Origin of the sequence: Pannonibacter sp. I15F10I1 (genome assembly GCF_900185665.1) — a bacterium.
Lineage (GTDB): Bacteria > Pseudomonadota > Alphaproteobacteria > Rhizobiales > Stappiaceae > Pannonibacter > Pannonibacter indicus.
The window spans coordinates 45,532-58,615 of the sequence record NZ_FYAN01000021.1; the positions used below are offsets into that span (position 1 = coordinate 45,532).

The window sequence follows — 13,084 nt, forward strand, 5'->3', positions numbered from 1 at the left end:
GCAGGCGCTCCTAAAATCGAAACTCAAGACGAACAAACACAGAGGGAGGAATCATGAAACTCAATGTCATTCTCGCCGCCGGATGCGCGGCAATACTGAACCTTGCCCCGGCGCAGGCGGAGACGCTCCGGTTTTCGAGCTTCGAGCCGCCCAACGCCTTCATCACCGCGGAAGTGCTGACGCCCTGGGCAAAGGACGTCAGCGAGGCGTCCGGTGGTGAAATAACCATTCAGATGTTCCCCGGCGGGACGATGGGCCGTGATCCGGCTCAGCAGATCCAGATGGTCGAGCAGGGCGTTGCCGATATTGCCTGGGTCATCCCCGGCTACACCCCCGGCCGTTTCGCCGAGGGCACCGTCGGCGAGTTGCCCTTCCTCGTCAGAAGCTCCAGGGCCGGTTCGGCCGCCATGTGGAAGATGTATGAGGAGGGGCTGTTCAAGGGCGATTACGACAAGTTCAAAATGCTCTGCATCTGCTCTTCGCCGGCAAACTTCATCGGCGCGACGCGGCCGGTCCGGGAGCCGGGCGACATGAAGGGCCTGAAGATGCGGGCGCCCGGACCGACCATGCTGTCGGCCATCAGTGCTCTTGGCGCTGTGCCCGTGGGCGGGATTACGGCGCCCGCGCTTGCCGAGTCGCTGAGCCGCGACCTGATCCAGGGCACGTTCCTGCAATGGGGCGTGGTCGAAAGCTTCCGGCTTGGCGAGGTGCTGCCCTTCTACAACGAGGTGCCGCTGGGTGCCACGCCGATGCTGGTCATCATGAACAAGCAGAAATACGAGAGCCTGCCGCCGCAGGCCAAAGCTGCGATTGACCAGTTTGCAGGCGAGGCTTTTTCGGAAAGGTTCGGCACGTCCTTTGATGCCTACATGACCGAGGCGAGGGACCGCATCGCCGCAAAGAACAAGCCCGAGATCTTTACGCCGGACGAGGCGCAGGCAGCCGCCTGGCAGCAGATGGTCGAGGTCGCAACCACCGACTGGCTCGCCAGGACCCCGGACGGACAGAAGATCTATGACGCCTTCACCGCCGCCCTGAAGGCCGCAGGCACCAACTGAACCGCAACCGGGCCGGCCGGCGCTCCGCCGGACGGCCCCACCCCGGAAGGCAATCGGCATGACGCTCATAGGGTTGGGCTATATCGGTATCGGCTCGCGCCAGACCGAAGCCTGGGATCACTTTTCGACACAGCTTCTGGGCATGCAGAAGATCGACGCAGCAGCCTCGGTCCGGGCCTATCGCATGGACGACCGCAAGCAGCGGCTCATCGTTTCGGGCGAAGCGCCGGAGGGGCTGGATTTCCTTGGCTGGGAAACAGCTACGCTTGAAGACCTGGATACGCTCGCCGGCCGTCTCGACAATGCAGGCGTTGCGGTCAAGCGCGAACCTGCCGCCCTTGCCGCTCAGCGCTACGTGCGCGCGCTGATCTCGTTTCACGATCCGGAAGGCAACAGGATCGAAGTCTTCTGCGGCCCGGAGATTGCCACCGATCCTTTCCGGCCCGGCCGGCCCATTTCCGGGTTCAAGACCGGCGCCCTCGGCATGGGGCATGCGGTGCTGCATGCGCAGAATACCGATATTCTGCTGCCCTTTTATCGCGACCTGCTGGGGTTCAGCGTCACCGACTACGGCGTTACGCCCTACAAGCTCTATTTCTTCCATGTGAACGGGCGCCATCACAGCTTTGCCATGGTGGGCTCCGGACGTCAGGGCCTGCATCATTTCATGGTCGAACTGCTTTCGCTCGATGATGTGGGGCAGGGCTATGATCTGGCGCAGGCGGAGCAGGACCGCCTTGCCTATACGCTCGGGCGCCATTCCAACGATCACATGCTGAGCTTTTACGCTCACTCGCCCTCCGGCTTCTTCGTGGAATACGGCTGGGGCGCGACGGTCATCGAACCGGAAAGCTGGACACCGCACGAGACCTTCGACGGGCCGAGTTTCTGGGGCCATGAGCGCCTGTACATGCCCGAAGGATCCGCAGACCGTACACGCCTGCGCGAGATGCGCTTCGCCGCGGCGGAAAAGGGTCTGCGCGCGCCCAATCCCGGCAGCAACTGTGCCTGGCTGGACAGCATCATCCGCCAGGAATGATGCCAGCGCCCGGACGGCCTCCTCAAATACTGGCCAAACCCCGGCGGCGGCTGAGCCGGTACGGGGCTGAATGCGCCCGCATCGCAAGACCGGGCATGAGCCGTTTCGTCACCCATACCCTACCGACTGGAGAGAATGACACATGCGAGTTTGTTCCTATGAGACCGCTGGCGGGCAGCCATCATACGGCTTGATCAAGGACGGCCGGATCTTTGACGCCGGCGCCCCCTTCCGGGCACGCTATCCCGATCTGCGGTCTGTTCTGGAGGCTGGTGCGCTTCAGTCCCTTGAAACAGCGGCCGCGGCGTCTTCACCGCTTGATCCGGCCAGCGTGACCTTGCTGCCGCCGGTTCCGCGGCCGGACAAGATCCTCTGCATCGGCCTGAATTACATGACACATATTCAGGAAACGGGCCGCGAGCGTCCGGCCAAGCCTTCGATCTTCACGCGCTATCCGTCCTCGCTCGTCGGGCACGGAGTGCCGCTGATCCGCCCCAGGGTTTCCGACTGGTTCGACTTCGAGGGCGAGCTTGCCGTGGTGATCGGCAAAGCGGGGCGGGCGATCAGCGCCGCAGATGCGGCCGGTCACATCGCCGGATACACCTGCTTCAACGACGGGTCGATCCGCGACTTCCAGCGTCATACGACCCAGTTCTGGGCCGGGAAGAATTTCGACCGCAGCGGCTCCATGGGGCCGTGGCTTGTGACCGCTGACGAGCTTGCCGACCCTGAAGCGCAGCACATGACGACGCGCCTCAATGGCGAGGTTGTCCAGTCGACGCCGATCTCCGATCTGGCTTTCAGCATACCGGCGCTGATCGAATATCTGTCCACCGTCACGGAACTGCTGCCGGGAGACGTGATCGCAACGGGAACGCCGAGCGGAGTTGGCCTGTTCCGGGAGCCGAAGCTCTTCATGAAGCCCGGCGACCGGATCGAAGTCGAGATCACCGGCATCGGCACGCTGGCCAACATGATCCAGGCGGAAGACTGAGAAGCGGGAGGCTCGCTGGTGCTTGCCGTCTGGCAGGCACCAGCGCCGGGCTGTGCTGCCGGCATGGTGGGGGACGGCTGTCCAGGGGAGGGCCGTCCGGGTGCCCGTCACCCGCCGGTGCTGATGCGCACGGTGGTGGGCACCTTGTGCTCGTGCACTTCCAGAACGCATTCGAAGGCCGCATTCTGGCGCAGGGCGGCGCCGAGCGCGGGCAGGTTGAGGCCTTTCTCCGTCAGGGCACGCACCGCCGGGCCGGGCATCAGGCGCGTGGCCAGCAGGGCAAGGCGGCCGGGAATGCGGATGTGCCGGTCCGGCCCGGCTTCCGTGTGCTTGGTGATGTGAACGGGGTTCATGGTCTTCATCCTTCCGGTGAGAGGTGAGGGGAGCGGGGTGCGTCAGGGGCCTTGCCATACTGGCTCAGCACCAGCCGGATGATGCCGTGCATAGCCTCCAGATCCGGCAAGCTGCCGAGGGCGGCTTCCGACACGAGGCCCTGATAGAAGGCGAGGACGAAACCGGCGAGCCTTGCGGTTTCTTGCGGCGAGAGGTCCGGCCTTGTGCGGGCGAGCTGCGCGCGCAGCGCATCGCGGATCCGGCTGCGCCCCTCCTGAAACACCTTCAGCAGATCCGGCCGCACCGCCACCTCGGCATGGATCATCGGCGTCGCCCGGGCGCGGCCATCGCTGGCGGCAGCCTTCAGATCGGCAAGGAACCGGCCGATGACCTCATCAAAGCTCAACACTTCTGCGGCCGCCGTGATCGCCTCCGCGCTTTCCGCCGTGCTGGCGGTGATGCCGTCGGCGATCAGCTCATCCTTGGTCTTGTAGTAATTGTAGACCGCCCCGGCGCTGAGGCCCGCTTCGGCAAAAATCTCGCGCATGGTGGTGGCCTGAATGCCCTTGCGCGCAAAACACCGCGCCGCCGCCGCACGGATCTGCTGGCGGCGCTCCTCAAGTTTTTCCGGGCTGATGCGGGGCATGGCTCACTCATATAAAACGGACAAACGTTTTATATTCAACTTCCGATGCCTGTGCAAGAGGGCTGAAGCCTCTCACCCCTGCGCCGTCTGCCGCCGCAGGAGCCAGAGGAAACAGGGGCCGCCGAGGAGGGCGGCGAGGAGGCCGGGGGAGAGGGGCCAGGGCCAGGCGAGGGTCTGGCTCGCCCATTCGGCCAGCGTCATCAGCAGCGCGCCGCTGAGGCCGCAGGCGATGCTGGCGCTGGCCGTGCCGCGGAAGCCGAGGCGCGTGACGAGATGCGGCACGAGGATGCCGATGAAGCTGACGGGGCCGGTGACGAGCGTTCCGGCGGCGGTGGCAAGGGCGGCGAGCGTCAGGCCCAGAATGCGGGTGCGGCGCACGGAGACGCCGAGGCTGATGGCGGCAGGCTCTCCCAGGGCCACAAGATCAACCCTGCGGCTGAGGAGAAGACTGCCTGCAAGGCAGGCACAGCCGGTGAGGGCGGCAGCCACGGCCACCGGCAGGCTGGTGGAGGAGGTGATGCCGGAGAACCAGCCGAGCAGCGCCGCCCCCCGCTGGCCGCCGCCGGCCATTACCAGCACAAGCAGGGCATTGGCGGTGCTGGCGATGCCCGCTCCAATCAGCAGCATGCGCGCCGGATCAAAGCGGCTGCGCAGGGCAAGCAGCGTCACCGCCAGCATGGCGAGCCCGGCGCCGGTCAGCGTCACGGCCAGCTTCGCCGGGGCGCTGGCGGCGGGCAGGATGACGAGCGCCAGCGCCAGCGCAAGGCCCGCGCCATGGCCGATGCCGAGCAGGTCCGGGCTTGCCAGCGGATTGCGCAGCAGGCGTTGCAGCAGCAGGCCCGCAAGGGCAAGGCAGAGGCCCGCGCTGGCCGAGCCGAGCAGCGGCGGCAGGCGCCACTGCCAAATGCGGGCGAGCTCCCCGCCGTCCAGCGCAAGGGACCAGCCGCCGGGCACGCGGCCCACGATGAGGGCGGCGGCAAAGGCCAGTGTCAGGGCAAAGCCCAGAAGCAGCAGGAGGCGCGCCCCGGCCTTGCGCTGCGGTGCCTGCAGCTGAAAATTCAGCGGCGCGCTGCCGGAAGCGCGGCGGGCGAGAAGGATGAGCAGGGGGCCAGCAAAGAGCCCCGCCGCCGCACCCACCGGCAGATCCCCGGCAAAGGGCGCCAGCAGCCGCATGCACTGGTCGGCGGTGAGCAGCAGCAGCGCGCCGGTGAGGGCGGCGGTGGCAAGGCCGGAGTTTGCCCGCTGGCCGATGGCCCGGGCAAGGGCCGGGGCGGCCAGACCGATGAGGCCGATCTGGCCGAATTCCGCCGTCACGCAGGCGGCGAGGCAGGAAACGAGGCCCAGCATCAGCAGCTTGACCACGCGCACCGGCAGGCCAAGGCTTGTGGCCCCGGCATCGCCCAGAGCCAGCAGCCGCAGCGGCCGTTCCAGCAGCCACAGGGGGATGATGGCAAAGAGCGCCAGAACCGTGAGCCGCAGCGGCGCGGCCCAGCCGTTCTGTTGCAGCGATCCGGCCTGCCAGGTCAGGAGGTTGCTGAGAAAATCGTGGTTGAACAGCACCAGCAGCGAATAGGCCGCATTGCACAGCAGGTTGACCATCACCCCGGCGAGCACCAGCTTCTGCGAATTGAGATGCGGCCCCCAGGCGATGGCGAGCACGGCGGCAAGGGCAAGCCCCGCCCCGGCCAGCGCCACGATCTGATAGCCCTGCGACCACAGGACGGGCGCCAGCACCAGCGTTGCGGCCATGCACAGCGCCGCCCCGCCGGTGATGCCCAGCAGCGAGGGTTCGGCCAGGGGATTGTTGAAGACGCGCTGGAACACGGCTCCGCCCAGCCCCAGCAGCGCCCCGGCCACCAGCGCCGCCAGAATGCGCGGCAGCAGGCTGTAGGTGAGGATCAGCGGATCGGGCGTGCCGGTGATGGCCAGAACGGCCAGCGCCAGTGCGGGCACCGCCAGCAGGCCGGTGAGGAGAGAAGCACGAAGGGCCGCATGGGGCGGCGGATCAGCGGGAAGACCGGCGGTGGGCATCAGGATTTTCTCTCCCGCGTCAGGTCCAGCACGGCTTTGGCAACGGAGCGGGCAAGATGCAGCTCCGACAGGCAGCCGCCGAAGGGATAGAACTGGCTGATCCGCGCCAGCCGCCCCCGCTGCACGGCGGGAAGCTGCTGCCAGATCTGGCTGTTGCCGAGCGCCCGCTCCGTCTGGGCCTCCAGCGAGGGAATGGTGATCTGGATGAGGATGGCATCTTCCAGCGGCATCAGCCGGTCCATCCCGGCCTGCGTAAAGCCGCTGGCATTGACCGGCCCGGTCCAGCCGTTGCTGAGCCCGAGGCGCGTCAGCACCGTGTCCGGCATGCTGCCCTTGCCGTAGATCGTGGCGCGCCCGCCGCTCTGGTCCGGCAGGAGGATGCAGACCGGCGGGGCCTCGGCAAGGCTCTGCGCAAGGCGGGCGGCAAGGGCGGCGGTTTCTTTGGCAATCCCGGCCAGCAGGGCGGTTGCGGCGGTGTCCGGCAGGCCGGCGGCTGCGGCGCATTGGAGCAGGATGGCGGCGGAGCGCCCGCCGCTGTCTCCTTCGGCCACCACTTCCACCGGCGCAATGTCCTTGAGAAGCGGCGTCATGAACAGGCTCGGCGCGCCCAGAAAGATCAGATCGGGCCGCAGCCGGTCGAGAAGCTCCAGATTGACCGCCCAGAAGGGGCCGATGTCCTGCGTTTGCGGCGGCAGGGCCTGCGGCATGCGCTGGTTGAAATAGCCGGTGTCGGCCACCGCCAGCGGCGGCAGGCCAAGGGCCATGAGGGATTCCGCTGCTGCCCAGTCAATGGCCGCAATCCGCCGCCTGCCATCGGCGCGCAAGGGCGCTCCGCCAAGGTGCAGCATGGCAGCGGCGAGGGTGCCCTTCAGGGCGGCGGCAAGGAGCGTGCGTCTGTCCGTCATGCAATGAGCCCCCGCCGGACGGTGATCCGGCAGGGGCGCCTTTCTCAGAAGTCGACGGTCAGACGGCCCATCACCGTGCGCCGGTCGCCCTGATAGCAGGAGTAGCTGGCGTCGCAGGTGGTGTAGTACTTCTTGTCGAACAGGTTGGTGGCGTTGATCTGCAGCTTGGCGTGCTCGTTGACGCGGTAGCTGGCTCCGGCATCAAACAGGGTGCGGCTCGGCACGCTGAAGGTGTTGGCGTTGTTGCCGAACACATCGCCCACGTGGCGGATGCCCGCGCCCAGCGATGCGCCTTCCAGCACGCCGGAGGTGAAGGTGTAGTTCAGCCAGCCGGAGGCCTGATGCTCGGGCACCAGCATCGGCCGGTTGCCGACGTTGCCCGAAGCGGCATCCTTGGTGATTTCCGCCTTGGTGTAGGTGTAGGAGGCGGTGAAATCCCAGTTGCGGGTGACGTTGAACCGCGCTTCCAGCTCGACGCCGCGCGACTGGATCTCGCCGGTGGCGACCGCCGTGCCGTTGGAAAGATAGTTCAGCACGTTGTTCTTGGTGATGTCGAAATAGGCGGCGGTGAAGAGGCCGTCAAAGCCCTGCGGCTGGTACTTGATACCCGCTTCCCACTGGTTGCCCTGCGAAGGATCGAAGGTGTTGCCGAGCGCATCGACGCCGCCATTCGGCACAAAGGACTGCGAGAAGCTGACATAGGGCACCAGACCGAAGGCGGTGACATAGCTGAGGCCTGCCCGGCCCGAGAACTGGCCCACATCCAGCTTCGTGGTGGTGCTGGTCAGCCGGTTGTGCGTGTCCATGCTCAGCCAGTCATAGCGCCCGCCAAGCGTGGCGATGAAGCCGTTACCGAACTTGATCTGGTCCTGCGCGTAAAGGCCGGTCTGGTGGTAGCGCTCGGAATAGTTGATGAAGGCCGCCGTGGGCACCGGCACATTCACGCCATAGACCGGGTTGAAGGGGTTGAGCGTGGGTGCAAGCCCCTGGAAACGCTTCACATCCGCATCGGACCAGCTGTAGTCGATGCCCATCAGCGCCTGATGGGAGGCAGGGCCGGTGTCGAACTTCGCCAGCACCTGATTGTCGGCGGTGAAGGCATCGAAGCTTTCGTCAAAGCGGCGGGCGATGCGGGTGACGCCCGAGGAATTCATGCCCGAGAGGAACAGGTTGTCGAGCAGGAAGTCCGTGTGGCCATAGCGCAGGTTCTGCTTCACCGACCATGTGTCGTTGAAGCGATGCGCGAATTCGTAGCCGATGGTCTGCTGCTGCTGTTCGCTCTGGTTGAAGTTCGGGTCACCCAGCAGGATGTTCGTCGGCGTGAACAGCATGATGGTGCCGCCGCTCTCGTCCCGCAGCACCTGCCCGCTCAGGGTCAGGCTGGTGTCCGTGCTGGGCTTCCACGTGATCGCCGGGGCGATCATCAGCCGGTCATCGCCGATCTTCGAGCCGTCTGAATACTTGAACTGGGTGTTGGCATCGCGCGCCGTGCCGATGACGCGGTAAAGCACCGTCTTGTCTTCGTTGAGCGGGCCGCTCAGGTCGAACTGCGCCTGTTTGCGGTCATGGCTGCCATAGTCGAAGGCGATCTGGCGGATGACTTCTTCCGTCGGCTTCTTGCTGGTCTTGTTGACCACGCCGCCTGCATCGCTCTGGCCGAAGAGCGCGGAGGAGGGGCCGCGCAGCACTTCAACGGAGTCGAGCTGGTAGGGATCGGTGCGGAAGAAGCTGTAGCTGCTGGAGACCTGCCGCAGCCCGTCCATGTAGGAGCTGGTGGCCTGCGCATTGAAGCCGCGCATCATGATCCAGTCATAGCCCTTGGGGTCCGGGCCGTAGGTTTCGATGGCGACGCCCGGCACATAGCGCAGAACTTCGGTGACGCTCTGGGCGTTCTGGGTTTCCATCTGCTTGCGGCCGACGACGGACACGGACTGCGGCACCTCGATGAGCGGGGCGTCCATCTTGGTGGCGCCGGTCACGTTGGTGGCAACGAAGGTGGTGGCGCCGTTGGTGTCGCCCTGCAGCTGGATCTTGTCCAGCGTGGTGCCGCTGGTGGCCGTGGCGCTGGTGCCCGCGTCTGCTGCGGCGGGATCATAGACCTGCACCGTGCCGGGGTTGCTGAAGCGGTAGGCAAGGCCGGTGCCCTGCAACAGGCGCGACAGGGCTTCGGCCGCCGTCATGGAGCCGCGCACCGGGTTGCCCGCGCGGGTGATGGCCTGGTTCTCGCGCACCACAACGGCAAGGCCGGTGATGCGGCCAATGTCATTGACGGCCTGCGGCACCGGCTTGGCAGCGATGTTGAAGCTGAACTGCTGGCTTGCCGCCTGCGCCCTGGCTTCGCCGGTTCCAGCCGTCATGATGGCCACCGGCGTCAGCAGCGTTGCCGCCAGAAGAAGTCCCGTCCGCCGCAGTCCGCCCGATTTGCCCAACCCGTTCAACGCCATGTTACCTGTCCTCTTTCGCACGGCGGAAGCCCCCTTCCTGCCGTGTCTCTATCCTCTTCACGGATGAGAGCTGCGCTTCATGAACCGGGCGGATGCGGTTTTCTTGATTTTTTTTGAGGGGGCGTTGGTGCGGGCCGGCGGCAGATGAGCGGGTGCTGCCCCGCAGTGATGCATCGGATTTGTGGCGGTGCATCTCCGCCCCCCTCCCCACGAGGGGGAGGGGGTAAGGGGTGGGGGGCTCTGCGCCTGCAAGGATTTGAAAAATAAACTTTTCCTGTTGAGGCCTCACGAGGAGCAGCTGCCCGCAATCAATGGATACTCTGCCAGACGGAAAGGCCTTTCCCCCCACCCCTAACCCCTCCCCACGAGGGGGAGGGGGGCTGAAACGCCGTGCCACACACTCCGCGTCGTCCCGGACGGAGCGAAGCGGAGATCCGGGAACCACTCGTTTCCAGAGCGGTGAAATGTGTTTGCGGCGGAGAGATTTGCTCTCGCCGGCCGTTTGCCGTGTCGTCAGTTACACCCACCGCGCCGCCCCGGCCTTGCGCCGGGGCCTGTAAGGCTGGTGCGGCCTCTCTCCTCGAGCACTTGCAGTGGCGGCGGGCCACACTGCGTCCCTGACAGGTCCCGGCACAAGGCCGGGACGGCGCGGAGGGTGTGGAGCTTCTGCAGCGGGTGGGCCTCTGCCGCAGCGCTCGGGCCAACGGCATTTCTCTGCAAACGAGTAGCCCCCGGCTCGCGCTGCGCTTGGCCGGGGTGACTCAGTGCGGGTTGGCAGCACTGTGCCTGGCGTTGGGGCGGATCAGCGGCAGATGAGAGGGCGCTGCCCCGCCACACACTCTGAGTCGTCCCGGACGGAGCGAAGCGGAGATCCGGGAACCACTCGTTTCCAGAGCGGTGAAATGTGTTTGCGGCGGAGAGGTTTGCTCTCGCCGGTGGTTTGCCGTTTCGTCAATTCCACCCACCGCGCCGCCCCGGCCCTGCGCCGGGGCCTGTAAGGCTGGTGCGGCCTCTCTCCTCGAGCACTTGCAGCGGCGGCGGGCCACACTGCGTCCCTCACAGGTCCCGGCACAAGGCCGGGACGGCGCGGAGGGTGTGGAGCTTCTGCAGCGGGTGGGCATCTGCCGCAGCGCTCGGGCCAACGGCATTTCTCTGCAAACGAGTAGCCCCCGGCTCACGCTTGGCCGGGGTGACTCAGTGCCGGTTGGCAGCGCTGTGCTCGCGGTTCTGTTTTCAACGAAACCAATCTACCGCGAGATCACTGTCAGCCGGCCCGCGACTAAAGTGATGCGAAAGCCGACGGAGGATTGCAGGGCGGCGAGGGCGGCGTCCGTATCGTCCAGCGGGAAGCTGCCGCTGACCATTTCGCTGGCCAGCGCATCGGAGGTGACGAGAATGCGGCCCTTGCGGTAGCGGCCGATTTCCTGCAGCACCGAACCGAGGCTGGCGCGGTAGAAGACGAAACGCCCGTTCCGCCAGGCCAGCGTTTCGTCAAGGTCCACCGGCCGGGGGGCGGACACGCCCTTGCCGCCGAAATCCACCTGCTCGCCCGGCTTCAGCACGGCCTCAGCGCCTTCGGCTGTGACGGAAACGCTGCCATGATCCAGCGTGACGGTGCCGCCGTCCTCCTGCAGGCGCACGTCGAAACGGGTGCCCAGAACCGTGATGCTGCCGCCGGCCGCTGCCACCGTGAAGGGGCGGGTCTCGTCCCGCACCACATCGAAAAAGGCCGTGCCGCGCAGCAGCCGCACGTGCCTTTCGCCGGGGGTGAAATCCTCGGCCAGCGCGCTGCCGGCATCCAGCAGCACGGCAGAGCCATCGGCAAGCGTGATGGTGGTGCGGCTGCCGCGCGGGCTGACGTAATCGGCGCGCATGTCCTCGAACAACTCCGGCCGCTCCAGCCAGATGGCCCCGCCCAGAACCGCCAGCAGGGCCAGCGTCAGCCCCGTCAGTCGCTGGGTTGTACGGCGCCGCGCCTTGCGGGCATCCATCGCCTGCAGATAGCGCTCCAGCGCCTCGCCTTCGGCCTCCGCCAGCCGCCGCCCCGGCGCTTCGGCCGCTTCCCAGGCCAGCGCGATGGTGCGGAAGGCCTCGGCATGGGCGCTGTCGGCCTGCCGCCAGGCTTCAAATTCGGCGCGTTTGCGGGCAGTCGGCGTCTGCAGCAGATCGACAAACCAGGCGCGGGCCTCGGCCTCGATGTCCCGTGCCGTGCGATGGGCCGGGCCTTCGCCGGGCGGAGTGGATGGGGCAGGGCTCATCGGCGTTCTTTCGCGTCCGCTCACTCGGCAGAAAGGCAGCTCTGGCAGGCGGCCATGGCGCGGGCCATGTGCTTTGCCACCATGCGCTCGGAAATCTCCATCACTGCGGCGATCTCGGCAAAGGTTCTGCCATGAATGCGGTTGAGCAGGAAGACGTGGCGTGTGCGCTCCGGCAGGGCGGCCAGCGCCGCATCAACGCCCGCCAGCCCCTGACGCGCCTGCAAAATGTCCTGAGGCGTGGCGGGGGCGGCGGCATACTGGTCCGGCAGCAGGCCCTCCACGAAGCTGCGGCGGGTCTTTTCGGCGCGCAGATGATCCACCGCCGCATTGCGGGCGCAGCGGGTGAGATAGGCCGGGTCGCCGCAGCAGCGCAGGGGCATGCGCTCCCACAGGCGCATGAAGATGTCCTGCACCAGATCGCATGCCGCCGCCGGGCAGCCAACCCTGCGGTTGATCTGCCGTTGCAGCCGGTCCCGCTCGGACAGGTACAGCGCGGCAAGTTGATCCTGATCTGACGGCATGCGCTTCAACAACCCCATGCCGCAGGCGCGGCGGGAAAATATGGACTGTGTCTGCAGATGTCCGGCAGAACCTGACGCACCGGTATAATACTTGTATTTAATAGTCAAGTTTATGAGGTCAGGTTCATACGGACGGGTTTGATATTGTGATGGAGCCTTATGCGCATATATGATGCGTAGGAAGCATGAGGAATGAGGGTGATGGCTGTTGATACGACGGAAAGCAGGTCTCGTGGCGTTGCGCGTGGCCCTGCACGTGGCAAGCGGGCCGTGAATCTGTCTCTGGACCCGGCCCTGCTGGAGGAGGCAAGGGCCATGGATCTGAACCTGTCTCAGGCTGCGGAAGAGGGGTTGCGGCAGGCGGTGTCGCGGATGCGCGCGGAAATCTGGCTCCGGGAAAATGCTGCCGCGCTCGAAAGCTCGAACGCTTGGGTGGAAGAAAATGGTCTGCCGCTGGACCAGTACCGGCAATTCTGATGGCAAGGTTCGACGTTTATCCGGATCCATCAGGACGCGGTTATCTGCTGGATGTTCAGGCAGGCGTACTGGAGGCCTTGAGCACCCGTATGGTGGTGCCGCTTTTCCCGGAAGACCGGGCGCCCTTGCCCGCCCGCCGGCTCAATCCGGTTTTCGGGATCGCCGGAGTGCGGCATGTGATGGTGACGCAGTTCATGGCATCGGTGCCGCGATCACTGCTGCGCCAGCCCGTCATGAACCTTGCTGCGCACGATGTGGAGATCAGCAACGCGCTCGATATGCTGTTTTCCGGATTCTAACGGAAAGTCATCCTGGAGCCTTGGCAGCGGCGCCTTTTCTGCCTTCGTGGGCTAACTGATCACGCATCGTGCAGAGGAC

General features: G+C 66.1%; 12 protein-coding genes. 5 read left to right on the forward strand and 7 right to left on the reverse strand.

Annotated features, from left to right (window positions below):
- Window positions 1–53 precede the first annotated feature (53 nt).
- The 3 genes from IF10I1_RS13130 to IF10I1_RS13140 all read left to right on the forward strand — a co-directional run bounded on the left by IF10I1_RS13130 (window position 54) and on the right by IF10I1_RS13140 (window position 3,091).
- A complete protein-coding gene (locus tag IF10I1_RS13130) occupies window positions 54–1,058 on the forward strand; it encodes a TRAP transporter substrate-binding protein (protein ID WP_186393015.1) in 1,005 nt (334 codons plus the stop codon).
- A gap of 58 nt (window positions 1,059–1,116) precedes the next feature.
- A complete protein-coding gene (locus IF10I1_RS13135; protein WP_186424530.1) occupies window positions 1,117–2,097 on the forward strand; it encodes a VOC family protein in 981 nt (326 codons plus the stop codon).
- Between the two features lie 142 nt (window positions 2,098–2,239).
- Complete coding sequence (locus IF10I1_RS13140; protein ID WP_186393013.1) at window positions 2,240–3,091, forward strand: fumarylacetoacetate hydrolase family protein; 852 nt, start codon at window positions 2,240–2,242, stop codon at window positions 3,089–3,091.
- A 107-nt stretch (window positions 3,092–3,198) separates the two neighbouring features.
- Here the strand turns inward: IF10I1_RS13140 and IF10I1_RS13145 are convergent, their stop codons facing one another.
- From IF10I1_RS13145 to IF10I1_RS13175, 7 genes are all read right to left on the reverse strand, one after another.
- The gene (locus IF10I1_RS13145; RefSeq protein WP_186393012.1) at window positions 3,199–3,444 is read right to left on the reverse strand and encodes a hypothetical protein; all 246 of its coding nucleotides are present in this window, start codon (window positions 3,442–3,444) and stop codon (window positions 3,199–3,201) included.
- A gap of 5 nt (window positions 3,445–3,449) precedes the next feature.
- Window positions 3,450–4,070: a TetR/AcrR family transcriptional regulator gene (locus IF10I1_RS13150; protein ID WP_186393011.1), complete on the reverse strand. Its 621-nt coding sequence runs from the start codon at window positions 4,068–4,070 to the stop codon at window positions 3,450–3,452.
- Window positions 4,071–4,142: 72 nt separating this feature from the next.
- The gene (gene fhuB / locus IF10I1_RS13155) at window positions 4,143–6,101 is read right to left on the reverse strand and encodes a Fe(3+)-hydroxamate ABC transporter permease FhuB (protein WP_186393010.1); all 1,959 of its coding nucleotides are present in this window, start codon (window positions 6,099–6,101) and stop codon (window positions 4,143–4,145) included.
- Window positions 6,101–7,006: an ABC transporter substrate-binding protein gene (locus IF10I1_RS13160; protein WP_186393009.1), complete on the reverse strand. Its 906-nt coding sequence runs from the start codon at window positions 7,004–7,006 to the stop codon at window positions 6,101–6,103. Before IF10I1_RS13160 ends, fhuB begins: the two co-directional genes overlap by 1 nt.
- Window positions 7,007–7,050: 44 nt before the next feature.
- Window positions 7,051–9,450, reverse strand: coding sequence for a TonB-dependent siderophore receptor (locus IF10I1_RS13165; protein WP_208977642.1), 2,400 nt, complete (start codon window positions 9,448–9,450; stop codon window positions 7,051–7,053).
- 1,247 nt (window positions 9,451–10,697) lie between these two features.
- Window positions 10,698–11,708 carry a FecR domain-containing protein gene (locus tag IF10I1_RS13170; protein WP_186393008.1) on the reverse strand — a complete coding sequence of 337 codons (1,011 nt, stop codon included), beginning with the start codon at window positions 11,706–11,708 and terminating at the stop codon, window positions 10,698–10,700.
- A 20-nt stretch (window positions 11,709–11,728) separates the two neighbouring features.
- Entirely contained in the window at window positions 11,729–12,229 is a 501-nt protein-coding gene (locus IF10I1_RS13175) for an RNA polymerase sigma factor (RefSeq protein ID WP_208977146.1), read from the reverse strand.
- 201 nt (window positions 12,230–12,430) lie between these two features.
- On the opposite strand from IF10I1_RS13175, the gene IF10I1_RS23095 reads away from it, so the two are divergent.
- Complete coding sequence (locus IF10I1_RS23095) at window positions 12,431–12,706, forward strand: type II toxin-antitoxin system CcdA family antitoxin (RefSeq protein WP_186393006.1); 276 nt, start codon at window positions 12,431–12,433, stop codon at window positions 12,704–12,706.
- The gene (locus IF10I1_RS13185) at window positions 12,706–13,005 is read left to right on the forward strand and encodes a CcdB family protein (protein WP_050475324.1); all 300 of its coding nucleotides are present in this window, start codon (window positions 12,706–12,708) and stop codon (window positions 13,003–13,005) included. Before IF10I1_RS23095 ends, IF10I1_RS13185 begins: the two co-directional genes overlap by 1 nt.
- The last annotated feature ends 79 nt before the right edge of the window (window positions 13,006–13,084 follow it).